The 17,487-nt window shown below is 43.2% G+C and carries 25 protein-coding genes; 8 read left to right on the top strand and 17 right to left on the bottom strand.

Annotation, left to right across the window (positions count from 1 at the left end; translation table 11 throughout):
* Positions 1 to 39: 39 nt before the first annotated feature.
* Positions 40 to 1,314, bottom strand: a complete 1,275-nt coding sequence (locus tag KNQ03_RS00565) for an alkaline ceramidase (RefSeq protein ID WP_214722979.1) — start codon at positions 1,312 to 1,314, stop codon at positions 40 to 42.
* A gap of 75 nt (positions 1,315 to 1,389) precedes the next feature.
* Between KNQ03_RS00565 and KNQ03_RS00560 the strand changes: the two genes are divergently transcribed.
* Entirely contained in the window at positions 1,390 to 1,641 is a 252-nt protein-coding gene (locus KNQ03_RS00560) for a hypothetical protein (RefSeq protein ID WP_251140217.1), read from the top strand.
* On the opposite strand, the gene KNQ03_RS00555 is transcribed toward KNQ03_RS00560, so the two are convergent.
* Positions 1,633 to 2,514 carry a LysR family transcriptional regulator gene (locus KNQ03_RS00555; RefSeq protein ID WP_214722977.1) on the bottom strand — a complete coding sequence of 294 codons (882 nt, stop codon included), beginning with the start codon at positions 2,512 to 2,514 and terminating at the stop codon, positions 1,633 to 1,635. The genes KNQ03_RS00560 and KNQ03_RS00555 overlap by 9 nt on opposite strands.
* Positions 2,515 to 2,643: 129 nt before the next feature.
* Between KNQ03_RS00555 and KNQ03_RS00550 the strand changes: the two genes are divergently transcribed.
* Complete coding sequence (locus KNQ03_RS00550; RefSeq protein ID WP_214722974.1) at positions 2,644 to 3,222, top strand: LysE family transporter; 579 nt, start codon at positions 2,644 to 2,646, stop codon at positions 3,220 to 3,222.
* 24 nt (positions 3,223 to 3,246) lie between these two features.
* On the opposite strand, the gene KNQ03_RS00545 is transcribed toward KNQ03_RS00550, so the two are convergent.
* Positions 3,247 to 3,807 (bottom strand): TetR/AcrR family transcriptional regulator, encoded by a 561-nt coding sequence (locus KNQ03_RS00545; RefSeq protein WP_214722972.1) that lies wholly within the window; start codon positions 3,805 to 3,807, stop codon positions 3,247 to 3,249.
* A gap of 81 nt (positions 3,808 to 3,888) precedes the next feature.
* The gene (locus KNQ03_RS00540) at positions 3,889 to 4,713 is read right to left on the bottom strand and encodes a hypothetical protein (RefSeq protein ID WP_214722970.1); all 825 of its coding nucleotides are present in this window, start codon (positions 4,711 to 4,713) and stop codon (positions 3,889 to 3,891) included.
* A 206-nt stretch (positions 4,714 to 4,919) separates the two neighbouring features.
* On the opposite strand from KNQ03_RS00540, the gene KNQ03_RS00535 reads away from it, so the two are divergent.
* The 3 genes from KNQ03_RS00535 (at position 4,920) to KNQ03_RS00525 (ending at position 6,684) form a co-directional block, all read left to right on the top strand.
* The gene (locus KNQ03_RS00535) at positions 4,920 to 5,231 is read left to right on the top strand and encodes a DUF2834 domain-containing protein (protein WP_214722968.1); all 312 of its coding nucleotides are present in this window, start codon (positions 4,920 to 4,922) and stop codon (positions 5,229 to 5,231) included.
* Between the two features lie 129 nt (positions 5,232 to 5,360).
* Positions 5,361 to 6,137 (top strand): phosphatidylserine decarboxylase, encoded by a 777-nt coding sequence (locus KNQ03_RS00530; RefSeq protein ID WP_214722966.1) that lies wholly within the window; start codon positions 5,361 to 5,363, stop codon positions 6,135 to 6,137.
* Between the two features lie 160 nt (positions 6,138 to 6,297).
* Positions 6,298 to 6,684 (top strand): hypothetical protein, encoded by a 387-nt coding sequence (locus KNQ03_RS00525; RefSeq protein ID WP_214722964.1) that lies wholly within the window; start codon positions 6,298 to 6,300, stop codon positions 6,682 to 6,684.
* 75 nt (positions 6,685 to 6,759) lie between these two features.
* On the opposite strand, the gene sstT is transcribed toward KNQ03_RS00525, so the two are convergent.
* The 6 genes from sstT to KNQ03_RS00495 all read right to left on the bottom strand — a co-directional run bounded on the left by sstT (position 6,760) and on the right by KNQ03_RS00495 (position 10,982).
* Positions 6,760 to 8,031 carry a serine/threonine transporter SstT gene (gene sstT / locus KNQ03_RS00520; protein WP_058705288.1) on the bottom strand — a complete coding sequence of 424 codons (1,272 nt, stop codon included), beginning with the start codon at positions 8,029 to 8,031 and terminating at the stop codon, positions 6,760 to 6,762.
* 327 nt (positions 8,032 to 8,358) lie between these two features.
* Positions 8,359 to 8,667 carry a hypothetical protein gene (locus KNQ03_RS00515; RefSeq protein WP_214722962.1) on the bottom strand — a complete coding sequence of 103 codons (309 nt, stop codon included), beginning with the start codon at positions 8,665 to 8,667 and terminating at the stop codon, positions 8,359 to 8,361.
* Positions 8,668 to 8,773: 106 nt separating this feature from the next.
* Positions 8,774 to 9,454, bottom strand: coding sequence for a hypothetical protein (locus tag KNQ03_RS00510; protein ID WP_214722960.1), 681 nt, complete (start codon positions 9,452 to 9,454; stop codon positions 8,774 to 8,776).
* Positions 9,426 to 10,070 (bottom strand): hypothetical protein, encoded by a 645-nt coding sequence (locus tag KNQ03_RS00505; RefSeq protein ID WP_214722959.1) that lies wholly within the window; start codon positions 10,068 to 10,070, stop codon positions 9,426 to 9,428. Before KNQ03_RS00505 ends, KNQ03_RS00510 begins: the two co-directional genes overlap by 29 nt.
* 43 nt (positions 10,071 to 10,113) lie before the next feature.
* The gene (locus KNQ03_RS00500) at positions 10,114 to 10,371 is read right to left on the bottom strand and encodes a hypothetical protein (RefSeq protein ID WP_214722957.1); all 258 of its coding nucleotides are present in this window, start codon (positions 10,369 to 10,371) and stop codon (positions 10,114 to 10,116) included.
* A gap of 278 nt (positions 10,372 to 10,649) precedes the next feature.
* Positions 10,650 to 10,982, bottom strand: coding sequence for a hypothetical protein (locus KNQ03_RS00495; protein ID WP_371743229.1), 333 nt, complete (start codon positions 10,980 to 10,982; stop codon positions 10,650 to 10,652).
* Positions 10,983 to 11,058: 76 nt separating this feature from the next.
* Between KNQ03_RS00495 and KNQ03_RS00490 the strand changes: the two genes are divergently transcribed.
* From KNQ03_RS00490 to relB, 3 genes are all read left to right on the top strand, one after another.
* Positions 11,059 to 11,610 (top strand): hypothetical protein, encoded by a 552-nt coding sequence (locus KNQ03_RS00490; protein ID WP_214722955.1) that lies wholly within the window; start codon positions 11,059 to 11,061, stop codon positions 11,608 to 11,610.
* Between the two features lie 247 nt (positions 11,611 to 11,857).
* Positions 11,858 to 12,805, top strand: coding sequence for a DUF2268 domain-containing putative Zn-dependent protease (locus KNQ03_RS00485; RefSeq protein ID WP_149427217.1), 948 nt, complete (start codon positions 11,858 to 11,860; stop codon positions 12,803 to 12,805).
* Between the two features lie 498 nt (positions 12,806 to 13,303).
* A complete protein-coding gene (gene relB / locus KNQ03_RS00480; protein ID WP_133208730.1) occupies positions 13,304 to 13,528 on the top strand; it encodes a type II toxin-antitoxin system RelB family antitoxin in 225 nt (74 codons plus the stop codon).
* 165 nt (positions 13,529 to 13,693) lie between these two features.
* Here relB and KNQ03_RS00475 read toward each other — a convergent pair whose 3' ends face one another.
* The 7 genes from KNQ03_RS00475 to KNQ03_RS00450 all read right to left on the bottom strand — a co-directional run bounded on the left by KNQ03_RS00475 (position 13,694) and on the right by KNQ03_RS00450 (position 17,485).
* Complete coding sequence (locus KNQ03_RS00475; RefSeq protein WP_133208731.1) at positions 13,694 to 14,203, bottom strand: hypothetical protein; 510 nt, start codon at positions 14,201 to 14,203, stop codon at positions 13,694 to 13,696.
* Between the two features lie 17 nt (positions 14,204 to 14,220).
* Positions 14,221 to 14,346: a hypothetical protein gene (locus tag KNQ03_RS17140; protein WP_256443264.1), complete on the bottom strand. Its 126-nt coding sequence runs from the start codon at positions 14,344 to 14,346 to the stop codon at positions 14,221 to 14,223.
* 5 nt (positions 14,347 to 14,351) lie between these two features.
* Positions 14,352 to 15,356, bottom strand: a complete 1,005-nt coding sequence (locus KNQ03_RS16970) for a DUF2716 domain-containing protein (RefSeq protein ID WP_251140216.1) — start codon at positions 15,354 to 15,356, stop codon at positions 14,352 to 14,354.
* A gap of 21 nt (positions 15,357 to 15,377) precedes the next feature.
* Positions 15,378 to 15,764, bottom strand: coding sequence for a hypothetical protein (locus KNQ03_RS00465; protein WP_058705264.1), 387 nt, complete (start codon positions 15,762 to 15,764; stop codon positions 15,378 to 15,380).
* An 88-nt stretch (positions 15,765 to 15,852) separates the two neighbouring features.
* Positions 15,853 to 16,335, bottom strand: a complete 483-nt coding sequence (locus tag KNQ03_RS00460; protein ID WP_214722953.1) for a DUF2691 family protein — start codon at positions 16,333 to 16,335, stop codon at positions 15,853 to 15,855.
* Between the two features lie 22 nt (positions 16,336 to 16,357).
* The gene (locus KNQ03_RS00455; protein ID WP_214722951.1) at positions 16,358 to 16,990 is read right to left on the bottom strand and encodes a hypothetical protein; all 633 of its coding nucleotides are present in this window, start codon (positions 16,988 to 16,990) and stop codon (positions 16,358 to 16,360) included.
* A 15-nt stretch (positions 16,991 to 17,005) separates the two neighbouring features.
* Positions 17,006 to 17,485, bottom strand: a complete 480-nt coding sequence (locus KNQ03_RS00450) for a hypothetical protein (RefSeq protein WP_214722949.1) — start codon at positions 17,483 to 17,485, stop codon at positions 17,006 to 17,008.
* Positions 17,486 to 17,487 lie beyond the last annotated feature (2 nt).

Genomic DNA, 17,487 nt, shown 5'->3' with positions numbered 1-17,487 from the left:
ATCAGAAAAATCAAATCGTAATCATAACAACCCGGTCTCTCAGACGAGAGAAGCCGGGTTGTTGTTCGTTTCATAGAGTTGTCGGATACGATGCACGATGCCGTTTGCCGTTTCCGGTACAGGTGGCATCCAGAGCCCCGTTACTGGACCGTAGACGACAGGATTGATCGCCACTTCGTATCCACCGTGCGGATGTTCTTCCGCTGTCGGCAAATAACCAATATAACCGTTCGTATAGCCTCCGAAAAAGGCGAGTTCCGTTTGACGCATCTGTTGAATCTGTAACGCTGTTTCACAGAACGGCTCCATCGGGATGCCTGAGAACGAACCTTCGTTTAGTTCAAACAATTGAACTTCAAGCGGGATAGTGAGTGTTGTTCCCAATTGCTCTTGAACGTACGCCAACCAGCGTGCTGCGCTGACGCCCCATGTCTGTTCAGCGTAAGTTGCCATGTCTTGCAATACGTCCGCAACCGGTATTTCTGTTAAGCGCATCGGATAAATCATCGACTGAATCCGGTGGTGCGTTAACGGTTGAAACGACACGTCTGGAATCGTCGTCAAGACGTGTCCACTTAAAGCAAACGCCATCTTCTGTAGACTTGCTAGGTCACCGCGATATTTCGCATTGATGTTCCCCGTCGCCCCTTGGACGATCACGACTGGACAGCCGAGTGCCTGTTCGAGTATCGTTCGAGCGACACCCGGATAATCACCGGATAAGACGACACTGTCTGATTTCAAGACGTTCGGATGCGCTGTACAGAAAACGAAGGCTCCGACGAGACACGCATCATCGGCACGTCGAACCAATAGCGTTCCGATTCGGTCATCCGTCACTCCCAGCGGATCCGTTCCCATCACCGCGTGACCATTCCTTTTCTCCCGTCGGTTGACGCCAAGCTTTCCAGACGTCACACCCCAACCAATCTCGACCGACTGCATCGCTTCGCTTGCTTTGACGGCAGATACGATCGCTTGTTGCGTCAAGATCGTTTTGTAGGCGACGGTCAACGGTTCAGTTCCCACTGTCGCTGGACCTGAATGTGTATGTGTGTAAACGACCGTGATCTTTTCCTTCGACACGTCTAGCCGGTCCGCGATGCCTTCACGGATGGTATCGGTATCGGCGACGAGCAAACCGATGTTATCGATGCTGACGAAAACCGATGTCGTCTGCTCACTTTCAAAGATGCTCGCTGTGACATATAGCGGATCGTGTATGCTTGCGACACCTTCTTCTCGGTGATAACCGATGAAGGCGGCACCGAGCGGCGGATTGATTACTTCCTGATGTATTCCAAAACGACTCATGTCTAACGTTCCCCCTTGAGTAACACACTATTTCTTCCATATACTAACATTAACTACAGTAGAGGAGGACATAAGATGTCGATTCGTTGGAAGGAAGAGATGCTTCAGTTCGAGACATTACGTGAAGCAGAAGTCTGGGCGGACTCGATCACGAATGAGATTCATGGTCGTTCAATCACCGGATATTGCACCCCTGACTTTAAAGTCGCGACGACTCTTGCTTTTTATTTAGCGGAGAACCCAGACTATCGCGTACGGTCGGCAACGGTTCACCTCGATGAAGAAATCTATTATCAAGTCTGGGTCGAGATACTCGATTCACTTTGACTTCGTGAATTGGTCCAGGACGATTTCCTGAAACGCGCGTGTCACGGGTGAGCCCCACTTCGACTGTTTCGTAAGCAGATGGGCATACATCGGTTCAAACGTCTCATCATGTTGAATGATTTTTATCGCACCTGCTTCCACTTCATCTGCTACCGTCACATACGGTAACACAGCAAAACCAAGACCGTTCATCACCATCTTCTTGATCGCCCCGATACTCCACAATTCCTGTGTCTGAAACGAGATGTCTTGGTTTCTGACGCACGCCTCAAACATCGTTCGGTAACTACACCCTTCTTCATTCGTCAGATAGACGTATGCGTCTGCGGAAGATCGAATCGCGTCAAAATGATCCGGCATCGTCGGATGACCAATGATGACGATCTTCTCTTCTGTCAAAACATCATGCGTACAACGTTCGGTGGAAAACATCGGATACAGCATCAAGGCGACATCGACCCGTCCATGTAAGAGTTCGTCTTGATTTTCCTGACATGTCCCATTTGATAAGATGATGTTGACTTTCGGATATGCTGTCATGAACGTCTGTAAGACGGAACCAAGACGAGAAATCGTCAGTGACTCTGGCGCTGCGACTTTCAAGACGCCTTCAAAGGGATCCTGTTGTTGAATCGACTTGATTTTCTCGTGTGTCGCTAGTAAGTCTTCAGCAAGCGGGATGATTTCCTGACCTAGCGGTGTAAGCTGAAGCGTACGATTGGCATAGAAAAACAAAGCACCGCCTACTTCTTGTTCAAGCAATTGCATATGGGACGTGATCGTCGATTGTGTGTAGCCGAGGTCACTCGCTGCTGCCGTATAACTCCTCGTCTCAATGATCTTCAAGAAGCTGATTAAATGGCGAATTTCCATTCCAAGACTCTCCTTCCATCATCCATCGAAAAAAATGATGACATGATTTTTTATTTCAATTTTATTTATCGATCTTGTCATCTTACACTAGAATTCAAGTATTCGATAGAATGAAAAAGGAGTTTTCTTATGAATGTTGTTGCTTTTTTATCTTATGTCATCATTACGTCCATCACACCTGGACCAAGTAATCTGTTAGTCATGCATGAATCGAGCCACTTCGGTTTTCGTGGTGCTTGGCGATTTAATACCGGAATCTTACTAGGGTTCATGATACTCGGGTTGGTCAGCGCATTAGGGACGACAGTTTTACAAGCGACGTTGCCTATGATTAAACTGATTCTGCAGTGGCTTGGTGCCGCATACCTCGTCTATCTTGCCTATAAGATTGGTTTCCCGAAACAGACAGCAAGTCAGATCGATACCGTGCCAGCGACATTTTTATCCGGTCTGTTGTTCCAACTCATCAACGTCAAGAGTATCCTCTTTTTCTTGACCGCCTTATCGACGTTCATTCTGCCGCACAGCACGTCTACTGTAGAAACCGTTCAATACACGTCGTATGCCATCATTCTCGGGTGGATCGCCTTATTGCTTTGGGCAGGAAGTGGCTCCCTGTTTCGTTCGTTATTTCAAAGATATGATGTCGCGTTTCGCGTCATCATGTGTGGCTTACTCCTTTATTCAGCTGTGACGATTTTTCAGTGAGATGCAGAAAAAGGACAACACACCTCAGTTGCGAGGCATGTTGTCCTTTTTTAATGCAATCATTGCTTCCACTGCCGCGTCCATCCGCTCTTGTAAGCCGATCTTATTTAAGACGACGAGTCCTTCCGTGAAGACGAAGAGCAACGCTGTTTGCTGTTCGACATCTTCCCCCTCTGTTGGTACATAGATCTGTTTAATCCAATCGTCGAACGATTCTCCAATCGTCCGCGTGATCGACGTATACGGTTCTCCCTGACTCGTTGCGAGGTGGGTGATCTCGAACCAAAGATTCAAATATGGCTTGATTCGTGGCTCATCGATTGCTTGTCGCAAAAAATGGACGAATGCCGTGAACTCGAGTTTTAAATCTGGTTGCTGCAGTAAATCAATCAGTTCTTGGCTAATCGCGGTCAACACCGCGGTCTCGATGTCTTGTTTATCCTTGAAATAATGCATCAGCATCCGGTCACTCGTCCCGGCAGCGGTCGCCATTTTCTTCAGACTCATCTCCTTGATGCTTGATGCTAACGTCGCTTTTGCGATGTGATGCGTATAATCCTGTCGCTTCTGTTCAAACTTATCCATATCCGATCGACTCCTTCCCTTTCCATCATACTCGATTTTAAGAAACAGGCACTACGCAAAAAAGCATCCACGAAGGATGCTTCATTTTAAAAAGCGATTGATGATCTTCTTGAAAGCAAGATCCAGTCGGACGTTCTCGTCTTTCGTCAGCTGTTTCGCTTCTTCAAAGACAGCTGCTGCTTCCTCGAATTTATTCTCGTAAATCAAGATCGTCACTTTCCCACGCTCGGGTCCGACTCGCCCACTCGACGTCTCACGTTCTCGTACCATCGCTTCAGCTGCGCGATCTACGCGCTCTGCTCGGTCTTGCTTACTGATTTTTTTCTTGATCAGTTTTCGTTCGAGTTCCTGAACGTATGGAAGTGACTTAATCAATGTCAATGTCGGATCAATCGGTCCATATTGGGCGACGAACGCTTCCATTTGTTGTCGCTCGTAATCCATGACTTCTTGATAGAGTGGCTTGCTTTCCTTCGCTAATGCCTGCTCGACCTTGACGAGTCGTTTGACTTCTTTTTTCATTGCGGCCATTCGTTTATCGAACGCTTTTTTCTCAGACGATGTATCGACTGCTTTTAGATCGACTCGCATCGCTCTGATTTTTCTTGACTCCTTCACGTTATCTGAATCGTATTTTTCTACTTTCGGATTATACTGCTCGACCGCAGTCCGATATGCTTCATTTTGATAATAAGAAGGAATTTTGATTGGGGATTTGGAGCTAAGATCCGATAAGATGTTGCCGTACTTCGTGATGACCTTCAATTGATCGGCACGGTATTTTTTATAATCGAATGCTTTTTTCGTCTGGACCACTTTTGCTTCGACAAGACTGCTTCCACTTCCGATACTCGCTCCACTCATCAATAAGGCTACAGCCGCACTACAGGCGAAGATTGTTCGCAATCGCTTTACCTTCATATGTTCGCTCCGTCCCTTCTCATCATCCTACGTTTCTTTTTCCGTATTATACCAAATTTAACAGCATCACATTTCGTTATTTGACGGATCAGGGTAATAACTTTCCTTCTACATATCCTCGATTGACGTTCGATTGTAGTACATGCTACATTTATTTGTAGTAAACACTACATTTACGAGGAGGATCCTTCATGAAAGAATCTCAAGCTTCATTTGTAGACACCATCCCGAAACCTTTATTGCTCATCATTACGATCGCTTTCGCTGTTTTAACCGCGTTTTCGATAATTGACTTTGGTGTACTTGGCATCTTTGCGGAAGCGACACAAAACACGGCGACGCTCCAGATTTTCGTCGACCTGATTCTCTGCGCCCTCTTCATCATCGTTTGGCTCCGCCATGATACACGTCGTACCGGACGAAGCTTTCCGCTTTGGGCGATCATCACCCTCGCGATTGGTGCGTTCGGACCTCTACTCTATTTGTTGACTCGAAAATCATGACGTTCTGACACGTGCCGCATCTTCGGTACGTGTTTTTCTTAAGACAAACTTAAGAAAGCGACTCCGTCTATCAACAGAATTCGACCGTATCCTAAGAGGTAGATTACAACTTAAAGGAGTTTTTACCTCATGAAGAAAGCCATCTTTGATACGATCGTCCACTTAAATGCTCGACCCGTTGTTGCGAACACACTAAAACGGTTTGCGATGAGTCGCTTTAGTAAACCGCTCATCCGACCTTTTATTCGCACCTATCACATTCAGACGGATCAAGCGCTGAAGTCCGTTGATTCGTTTACCTCGCTGCACGATTGTTTCGTACGCGAGTTACGTCCCGGTATGCGACCAATCGCAACCGCGCCGGATGCCTTCGTCAGTCCGAGTGACGCCGTCCTCTCCATCGTCCCAGCATTAACGCAAGATAGCCGGTTTACGATCAAAGGACAGGACTATACCGTTGCTGAGCTGATTGGCTCGAGCGAACGCGCCCAGGAGTATGCGAACGGTGTCGCCTTGATTTTCTATTTGAGTCCGACCGACTATCACCGTGTCCACTCGCCAGTCACGGGCGAAATCACGACGAGTTATACACTGGGGCGAGAATCGGCACCCGTCAATGACATGGGGCTACGATTCAGCAAACGTCCGTTGACACGAAACTATCGTCGGGTCACGCGTCTGCAAGTCGATCACCGCGCAATCGAGCACGTCATGGTCGGTGCGCTGAACGTCAATACGATCGTTCAGACACATCAAGGACGACTGCTGGAGCGTGGTGCAGAGTTCGGCTACTTCTCGTTCGGTTCGACCTTCATCCTCGTCTTGCCACCGGACACCGTCGAACTCGCACCAGGCATTGAACGTCGCGTCAAGATGGGTGAGCAGATCGGACGCTGGATCCCGTAAAAATGGATTCCCTTTTTGTTAAGATTCCTGACTAAGAAAACATTTGAATTTGCTAGACTAAAGGAAACCACTGTTCAATGGGATGGCAACCATGAAGAACAGTTGAAGTTAACAGATATCGACATGGAATAACATATAAAAATGAGAAAGAGGTTATGTTATGAAAAAAGTCGTTTTATCTTGCGCTTTCTCAATTATGGCTGTATGGATATTAGTTGGTTGTAATAATGAAGAGATAATGCAAAGTACTAGTGAAAAACCGACGGCATCCGAAGTATTGAGCGAAGATTCTAAAGCAGATATTTTTCAATTCAATGATACGATCTACAAATCAGATGTAGCATGGGCAGAGAAAACCGAAGTCACTCAGAATAAAAAAGTTGGAGAAATTAAAAGAAGAAGTTCGGATAGAGACGATTTTGATAATGGGACTGCTACGAAACTCTCCAAGGGTACCGCCCTATACTCTTCTAAAGAAAGAAATGACATCCTGCTAGTGAGTTTCAACGGGAAATTAAAAAAGTACGTTGCTTTAGGAGAAGGTTAATTTGTCTATAAGAAAAGGCATCCCAGTTGAGGATGCCTTTTCTTATTTAGATCATGATGATAGTAGAGAAGCTGATCAGCCGTTGACGACTTTTTCAGACACAGCTTCATTCATCGACTGACGATTGATTGACAGCTGCTCGCCTTCTTTCAAACGTTTTCTGTAATCAGCTGTCGCCGTAAATAGAACGTCTGTTGACGAGTTGAGCGCTGTCTCAAATGAATCTTGCAATACACCGATGACGAATCCGACAGCGACGACTTGCATCGCAACGTCATTCGGAATCCCGAATAAGCTACACGCGAGCGGAATCAAGAGAAGTGATCCGCCAGCGACACCAGATGCGCCACACGCACAGACAGCAGCGAGGACACTTAAGATGATGGCTGTCGGAAGATCAACTTGAATATTAAGCGTATTGACGGCAGCAAGCGTCAAGACGGAAATCGTGATGGCCGCTCCCGCCATGTTGATCGTTGCACCAAGCGGAATTGAAATCCCGTACGTCTCTTTATCAAGACCGAGCCTCTTAGACAATTCCATATTGACTGGAATGTTCGCTGCAGAACTTCGTGTGAAGAATGCTGTGATCCCACTCTCACGTAGACATTTGAAGACGAGCGGATATGGGTTTTGACGAACATTGATGTAGACGATCAATGGATTGACAATCAATGCGACGACAAGCATCGTGCCAATCAGTAACCCTAACAGACTCACGTAATCGAGAAGTGACGAGAGACCGTTCTCCGTAATCGAACCGATGACGAGCCCCATGATACCGAGCGGAGCAAGCTTGATGATCCAACCTACCATTTTCGCAAGTGCATCTGAGAAGTTCGAGATGAACGTTTTCGTTGAATCTGACGCATTTTTGAGTGCTAGCCCTAAGATGATCGCCCATGTCAGAATGCCGATGTAGTTTGCTTGGACTAATGCATTGACCGGGTTATCGACCATGTTGAGGACGAGTGTCTTGAGGACTTCGACCGCGTTACCCGGCGCTGTCAGTTCCTCCGTGCTCTCTTTAAGTGTAATCGTGACCGGGAACAGGAAGCTGACGACGACCGCAATCGCCCCGGCTAAGAACGTACCGAGTAGATACAAAAAGATGATTGATTTCATGTTCGTTTGCTGTCCCTTTTTATGTTGCACAATCGAAGCCATAACTAGGAAAAAGACCAAAATCGGCGCGACTGCCTTTAGTGAGGAAACAAATAATGTTCCAAAGATGGTCAAAGAACTCGCTACTTCAGGAATCGTGACGGCTAAAATAATCCCTACGATCAAGCCAATCGCGATTTGTTTCACTAAACTGATTTGGTTCCACATCTTCAACAATTTCATACGTTCCCCTCCAGGCTTACAAAAAATAAGTTATTTAGAATTCGAAAAACGATGACTTCTCTCTTCTACTCAAAAGGATGAATAGTCTAGTCATTCACTTTTCTAAAAATTCTCGCAGTTTGTTGTGTTCTATTTTTGCATAAATCGTGTGAAATAAAAACTAGTTTTTTGCAAGAAATATGATTCCTTTTCCTGGATGTTAAGTGAGCATACGAATGCAATCGATTGCATAATTACAAAAAAAGTAGAAGAAGATGCGTTCCTTCTCCTACTTCATTATGTAAACTAAATCTTTTTTATGAGTGTTAAATGACCTTCCTTTACTCCTCATGAGACAGTTGATTTTTTGCGTTTGACAATCAAGAGAACAACAAGGAATACAATCTCGAGAATCAAAAACATCCCTACAAAGAAATACACACCAAACACCTGACTGAATCCATCGATAGCCACTGCGTAAAACCACGTTAGCGAAATGATAACTGTATATACAAGATTCACGATAGTACATCGTAACAGACTCGCTTTTACACTTCTCGTGTTTCGTACTTGCGTAATAATGATGACAAGTGCACCGATTGCCCAGACAAGCAAGATCATTTCTAAAATCAATTGATCATTTGGGATGACGTCCATTATTTACTCTCCTCTTCTGTAGAATGCCTAAAAAAATTTAAATGATACCTATATTTTACAGCATCATAAAATTTTCAAGTCTTCCAAAAGTTAAGCAAATGAGTTTTTAAAGATCCAAATCAGGATAGTCTTTCATTTTCCTAACCCGAACACTTTCCTCCTGACCGATTTGATCGGTCTCTTTCAAGCGGTGCTGAACGACGAGCATTACTAGTACGATAGCGGAAATCACACAAATCGTCGCATAGTACGGTTGCACGACGCGCTCGAACTCTAACACCGATAGCACCTGTAAGATCGTCAATCCCGCAAGCATCCCGTGGAAATACCGTTGATAGCTGCGCGGTATTCCTGGCTGCCCGAATGTCTCATACCAAATGTATAAGCCAAGTCCGAACGCGAGTCCGTTTAGGATCGGCGAAGGAAGAAGGAAAAGAAGGATACCAAGACCAAGCATCAACCAAGCGTATCGGATCGCGGGCTTAAAGAAAGCAGGATCGAGCTGCGCTTCCTCTTCCTCGATGACGGGCGCTGCTTTCTCCGCTTCGGTCAATGGTCGAAAACCAAGGGCTACTTTCGCTTCCGCTAACTCAAGCATTCGTGTCTTCATCCCGAAATAGAACGGAAAACGTTCTTTGACGACCTCCCCTTCATCCGTTTGACCATCCGCTTGTTCTTGCACGGATACCTGATACAGCGTGCGCCCCATCCGGTAACTGACCCAGTAGTCGGTCGTTTGACCATTGTCGCGTTTGAGTTCAATCACCTTCGTTTGTTGATTCGTCATGATATGTGATTCCTTTCGTCGCAAGTTCCTGTAATTGTTCTGTCGCGTACAACAGGAGAATGAACCCTGAAATGAGACAGACCGTTCCGTTAATCGAGAGATTGATTGGTGATAGATAGTTTTTTGATGAGCCCGCTAACGCGAACATGAAAAGTGCTCCTGACCAGCGATACATGCGAGTACGTGCAGATTTCCCTTCGAGATGTATCGGCCAGAAAATCATTAGAACGACGAGTGTTATGTATCCTGGGATTGGCAAGATATCTGTTAGCGTCAGTAATCCACTCAACAGAACGAGTAAAGCGCTTAAAATACGCAACTTTATGATGCGTCGGTCCGCTCGAAAATCCATCACTTCAGACAGAGCAAAAGGTGAACGGATGTATCCATCGTCTAATTTTTCACGGACCCACGTTTTTTTCTGCCGATACGCGAGGAACGAATTCTTGAAGACGATCCGCTTCGTTGCGGACTCTTCATTCCTTTCCATCATGTCCTCGCTATCGACTGCTTGCTCTTTTCGGGCAACACCTTCCCGGCAGAATAAAGTGCGCCCCTCTTGGTGAAAGACGATGTGATACACACGATCGCCGATTTGTTTTACTAATTGAATCATGATTTGTGCTCCTTTTATCTTACCTTCTACATTCTTATAGGTCTCACCATGCTGCGCTGACCACGTATAGTATGAACAGTCCACCTAAGACACAGACGTAACCATAATGTCTGACGGTCAACGAACAAAATAAGATGACGCCAATTGACAGAATGATACTGAGTACGAATGAATCCACCGTGCCGACGCTATCCCCATGTCCTTCTAACGGTGTCTTTTTCGCATGCTTTGAGCGGATGAAATAGATGCCTAACGTCAACAAGAATATCCCGACACCAAGACCAAGAAACGGTACCACCATCGACGTCTCCTCCGATTATGTATTCTTTGAATATGTTTGCTTCATGAAGTTATTATACAACTATTAATTACGATATTTTCCTTTATTAAGTTTCATTGAAATTTTTCCTATGTCTGGTCTACATTTATGATGTTTGACGTATGATTTTTTCTCTCAAATCTCCATTTTCCACAAAAGGAGTGCAGAACTATGTACGCTTTCATCGCACCAGTCTGCACTCCTATTTCGCATGATGTATTCACTTTTCTATATGTAAGATTCTTGTCCGAAAAATCAGGTCATGGACCTGTACCACAAGAGACCGCGTACTTTTCTTCATTCACCTTCTTTGAATAACAGACAAAAGGAGTTCCGCCTGTTTCACTTTTCCAATCAAACCAAAACATGTTGTAACGCTCCGCTTGCGGATCTTGTTCCGAAATGATTGCAAAGTAACTTTGATAGAAATATCCTTCTTTATAAAGTTCGTGTCTTAAAGCACCTCTCGGCGAAGCATCCGTAAACAGAACCGGTGATAGGATTGGCATGAGTAGTACGATGATAGCTAACGTTCCGAAACATATCAGGACTATTTTCTTTCTGTTCTTTTTCTTAGAATTCGATTTACCCATCTTTTTCAACCTTTCCTTTTTTGGTTTTTTTTGTTATATAGTAACATTATCCATACAACAGAAAGAGGTTTTGATATTGAAGAAAACTATTTTATTATCACTCTCTTTAGGTGTACTTCTATCTTCTGGTTTTTTGATAAGTAACGCAATAGCGACTTCTAATATTTCACAGGAAAAATCTGAAAGCTCGATTTCAAAGGAGCAAGCCCTCACTTTTTTCACGAAAGTCCTGGAGCAACAAAAAGCGGATTTTTTAAACAATACGCCGTTAGCACACACCAATCAATCGAGATTATCTTCACGCGACGAGGCTGTATTAATTTTTCTATCTAGTACAAAAGTGGATAAACAAAAGCTACATTCATTTAGTTATAAGATTTCTAACGTAAAAGTGTATTCCGAAAATCAACGAAATTATGCTGAAGCTTATGTAACACGAACTTTTAGCTTCGGAAGTGGGCTTGAAACGGGTTTAGGTGATACATTAGTGCTCGAAATCCAATCAAGTCCAGATGATTTAAAAGGACCGTCCCACACCATTTCCTCGAGTAAATCAACGAGTGAAGTAAATGAAAAGGTCTCTGTTGATGAATTTTTAGAAAAGTATGAAGCAGAGGCAACAAAATAAAAGTGAAACTGTGCTAAAGAAAATAATGGCGAGTTTCTTTAATTTTAAGAAATTAATTACTAATCCTTAGTACTAGTTTTAGTCTCTTCAATTATTACGTGTAGGGAATAAATAAACAGCATTTCTTATTCTAAAATTACATATTTTGACTGTAAAGAGAAGGGATGCTATCTTTATTTTAGTGATTATTTATTTTTTAAATAATCTTCCAGGTTATTCATGTATGTGTTGAAGGGATGATCATATTTTGAAAAGAATATTTGGACCTTTGTTATGTGTTCCATTACTTGTTTTAACTGCATGCTCGGAAGAGGGGCAAAGCGAAAAATACAAATCCGAGTCCATTGAAATCAACAATGACGGTGAAGTAAATATCGTACCTCTTTATTCACCCTATCAAAAATACTTAAAAGCTTCACTCAAAGATAATGATACTGAAATGAGTAAAAAAAATTACGTACAATATGTCCTTAGCGATATCGATAAAACGGGTGAAAAAGAAGATTTTGATACTACTTCTTTAAAAGGTTTCTTCATGCTACAATCAACTGCTTATCAGCAAGCACTGCTTGATCGAATCGATGCTCTGGAAGAACGACAAGACGAGATTAAAAAAATCATCACAAAAAACTACACTGCTTCGCATAAAGTTCTTCCAAAGAAAAAGAGTACGATTTTCATCGTACCGATCAACTCGGAATATACGACGATGACCGAGCCTATGGGTGGAGTAGCAGCAGGAACGTACAAAGATGCGGTCGTGCTATATCTGGCGGAAGATTTTGATAAAGATGCTCTCGCCTACACCGTTGCACATGAATACCATCATTTAATTCTTCAAGATAGACCCGAATATCAGATGAATAAATTACTCGATTCGGTTATTATTGAAGGAAAAGCAGATGCTTTTGCTGATCGAGTCCTAAAAAATGTGAAGGCCCCGTGGGATGAACCAATGGATGATGCGACAATCAAACATGTCGCAAAATTGATTCAAACTGGTGAAGCTACTTACGAGGACCTTGTAGGCGGTAGTCCCCAAAAAGACATTCCCCGCTGGAGTAACTACAATTTAGGACACGATATCCTAGACCATTATTTTAAATTACATCCAGATTCTAAAATAGATGAATGGTCCTTTAAAGGTGAAGCTGATCTTTTGAAAGGATACAAATACCAAGAGTTACTTCAGTGAGAGAACTATATTTTTGATACATTCCATAAAAACAGACAGATGAAATAAAAATAACAGCTTACGTGTCATAGGGAAATTTCTCTATCGCGATCAATGACATCTTAATATGGACCAATATCTATGACAAAAAAAGATCAAGATACAGATGCTTTAAACAGATCTGTACCTTGATCTTTCTTCAATTTAAAACACTTTTTGTCTTTCTGTAATCGATACGGAGCAGCGTTTGTTGCATATCCTGTTGTCGGAAACGAGGAGAATGAAAGAACTTATCATGATCATCGCCTCCCTAAACATGGTCAAAACAAAGATGAATGACTATGTTTACTTCAATTTGAAAATTATTTCATTCACTTTTTTAGATTTAATCGTACTTATCTAGGATATTTACAATTCGAATTTCAGCTCTTCAAAGAGTCATTATTCAAGATTATCGACCGATCCTATGTACTAAAACCTCAATTTGTATTTCAATGTATTACAAAGGAGCTAATAATCATGAGAACCATTTCTGTACGTCTGGATAATGAGGATGCACGACTCATCAAGGAATATGCGAAGGCAAAGAACATTACGATTTCAACACTTGTTCGTGATGCCGTCCTCGACCGCATCGAAGGCGAAATCGATTTACAACTCTATCATGATTCTATGTCAGCACACCGTAAAAAATCAGAAGTAATCTCTTTCGACGACATGATGAAGGAACTTGATTTAGGATGACAGCATATACAGTAGAGTTTGAGAATGGGGCTCAAAAATCTCTCAAGAAAATGGAACTCCCACAAGCGAGGTCATCATATCCTGGATCAATAAGAATAATGAAAGGCTCAATCTCTAGCTTTCAGAGATTGAGTCTTAAGATTTACCATCGAACGAAACCATCGTTTAAATGCCGCGGTCGCCGTGTTCTTCTTTTTTAAAATATAAAATAATCATGCTACTTACAAAAATCACGAAACAGACAAACATGACATACGTATTCAAATTGAAGAACTGTGAATTCATAAATGGAGAAAAAATACCACTGGTTATGCTATCTATATAATCCAAATCTTTAGTCACGCCTTTGGCTAATACTATTTCTTTAACCAAGTTTTTGTATTTCGAATACTCGTTTGATTGATACAAGAATCCAACAATCACATACGACAAAGAGAGTATTATCATAGTTACTAAATAACCTAATTTTAATCTTAGATTCTTTAGAGTAATCATTAAGAAAAAAATAAAAATAGGAATAATGAAAACAAGTGCAATCATAGAAAGAATCGCTAAATTACCATTCCCACTGCTACTTCCAGGAGCAGCAGTCATCTGATTCCCAAAATAAAATAGAAAACCAGATATGATTAGTAGTACTATCAATATTACTTCTGGATTTTTATAAGAATTCATTATAGGTACACTCCATTTCAGTTCATCATCAATTTAATTTTAAAGGCTGTTGTAATTAGACGGACGAGGTCTTTCCAATCGCCGCGTGGTAGTAGTTCCCGGAACACATCGATCCAGTCGTTTCGTTGAAAGGTCATTTTCATCTTACTCACCCTTTTCGGATTTCGTTCGTAAAACTCTCTGTCTCTTGGAAAGCAGAGATCAGATCTTCTCCAAACAACGTGATGCTATGTTCCCACGGATGACCGAGATATCCCCAGCGAAAATCACGAGCGATGAAAAAGGAGTAATCGCCATCTGGAACTGCTGGAATCATCCAGTCTCCTTCTTCATTTCGAAGAAACGGGCGCCTTGGGTCGATCCAGTATCCTTGATGATTCCAATCGAGTGCCATGACGCGTTCCCCTTCAACGGTCAGCTCGGTCAGAATACGCTTTAACGTTTGCTCGATTTCTTCGCGTTTCTCATAATCCACTTCGTATGTAATGAACGGACTTGGGGCATGGTATGAGGGGAAAACTGTCGTACTGGGTGTGAATTGAAATTGTTGATCAATGACATGCCATATCTTCTCGTCCTCCGCTTGCGTCATCGGAATCCAGCTCCATGGTTTACCTTCACCAATCAAATCGAACGTCGCTCCTTGAGGATATAGAACGGTGTACGCTGCTCCTTCTTGTACTGCAATTTTTGGTTCGTCTTGTACATCGCGTGCTTTCATTTCTTCAAAAATTAGTGCAATGGCTGCCTCGACATCAAGGACATGGTAAAAGATATTCGTCGTACCGCTACCGATATCTCCCCCTTCGCAGTAGCCGTTCCCCGTATGAAGCAAACCATCATTGATTACTTCTTCCATCATGTGACGTCGCTCGAGCGCTGTTTCTTTCTGATCCTTTTCATAAGAAAACTGGACTACCAGTTCCGTATAATCGGTCTCGTTCAGCTCGCGATAGCCTTGACGTTCAAACTTCTCGATCAGCTGCAAAATCTGTACACCTAATCGTTTGAAGCGCGAGACGCGCATTTGCTTTACGTTTTCTGCTTTCACCCACGCTCCAACGATTCCTTGATGTTGAACGATGAGGCGTCCCTCTGTATAGATTGTTTGGTAGAGCGTATCCGAGCCGTTTTGTTTTGTCAGTTGGATCATGAGTGGTTTCCGCTCCCTCCATCACAATGCGTTCAAGTCACGATCTTCTATGTAGCCTAAAAACGTATCTTGCAATGCACCATCTGTCTCTACGGTATCGACCGGATCTCCTGCTTCGTCAACTCGGACAAGTGCCAGTTTCGCTTCAAGCGCAGATCCATTTAGTCCTGAACTCCCATCGATGATACTAAATACATGGGAAACCGTATCGATGATCGTCTGTTCAATCATCTGTCTCATTCGTTTTTGATCCGCTTCGCTCGACTGTTGGTAAAACGCGATGCAGGCCGTATAGTCATTGACGTTTGGATCGACTTCTTCTTCATAGATGTCCTTATAATCTGCCATACCGTCCTGAACGACCGTCCGATGGACCGCTTGAACAAACTCTTCCATCTCTTGGTTCATGATTTTTCTCTCCTTTTATCAACACTTCGTAGTTCATGTCTCTCATCTTGAACGCTTACCGATTACATCTATTCGTCTGAACAGTGTCTTATTCTGCCCATACCGACAAACGGGTGCGAGGATCATTGTCATCTGTCACCCATTCGATTCCGGTATATCCACGTCTCATGGCGTTCTCATAAAATGCTTCAGATACGTGCTGCTCCTTGCAATAGATATCGACGTACATGCAGTCATATACCAAAATCGCGATTTGACAATTGCTTTCCTGAAACCACTCATAACTTGTTCCCACTTCTTCAGTCTGACCACGTTGAAATGCAAATAATTCAGCAAAGATCAGGTAATTGCTTGGTCCCCTTAGCCATTTCGCTAATTCATGTCCTGTCGCTTTCTGATCGATTAAAAACTCTTCTAAACTGTCATACCATTCCCCGTCCATTGCTTGGATCGGAAAATCAAAATTACGAAGAAACCAATCATACGCTTTCATCTCGATCGCACTTAGTATATCGAGCAAGACACGTCCCGGTTCATTCGGAATTTCAAACGATACGCCACGCAGACTCATCGAATTCCTTCTTTCTACATTGTTATAAGAAGGCTGCCGTATAAAAACACTGTAGTTCCTGTTCTTCACTCGAACTTCCCCACGTGCAGACGGCATAACCTTGTGCGGTTAGTGTCGTGACCATCTCGACGACTGGTAAATTTCCACTTTCTGTTAAGCCGATGTCGAGTACCTGATCAAGTAGCTCCTGACAGTGTGACGGTCGATCATGATTCCCACAAATAATGGTATACATAGCTGGAGAATCACTAATCATCTTAACGGCTGTTGTGAGCTGTTTGATACCAAATTCAGCAATTCCAACGTAGTACGGTTCTTTGCCCACTTGAACCGGTACTTCCATTCGGGAGGTGAAGCCATCGAGCGTCTCTTCTCGTTCGAGTAGACGCCACAGCTTGTAATAATCAAAGATTCTTTTGGACTGAAACTCATTTCCGACACACACTACTACATAAAAGCGATAGGTACTCAACGCACGCTTTTGCTTTAGCTCATCACGGAACATCTCACTACTGATTTGTTTGAATGCGACGATGTCTTCTGGAAACAAAAGCATCTCACCGACCACACATAGACAGCGAATTGATGAACTCGCATCCGCAAGCCATGGAAAGATGCTTGTCGCATCGCTATGCTCTTCAAGATACGTTTTCATGAAGTATCTCCTTTTTCATTCCCATTGACACGCTACGCTTTGATTGGTTTCAAATCGTAGATGTACGAGTTCATTTGTTTTGAGATTAGACAGTTTTAGCGAACTTTGAGCTTCATTCGTATAAGGCAATTCGAATCTGACACCTTCGATTTTCTTCAGTAAAAAATATGCCCAGTGCCGATTGTATTCATTCTCGGACAGGACATCCCATAACGCATCTTCACAATGATCCGCCTCGTAGACATATAATTTCATGACCGTGTTCTCTGCTATCACGTGTAACCCCGCGAATACGGGAGGGTTCGGAATTCGCGGTTTTTGAATGACCAAGGTATAGCCCTCTTTCAGAAGGCGATCTAATTGTTCACGGCTATCCGGTAGCTCCTCTTCGATGACGGAAGCCGGAAGTTCTCTGATGCGAATCGGCAGACTCACTTCATATTCAAAGGGATCTTCGAGAGCGAGTAAGTCTTCACGGGAATAGATTATTTTCATGA

It is taken from the genome of Exiguobacterium sp. s143 (genome assembly GCF_018618895.1).
Taxonomy (GTDB): Bacteria; Bacillota; Bacilli; order Exiguobacteriales; family Exiguobacteriaceae; genus Exiguobacterium_A; species Exiguobacterium_A abrahamii.
The sequence above is the reverse complement of the archived record's forward strand: the minus strand, read 5'-3'. Positions and strand labels throughout refer to the sequence as shown.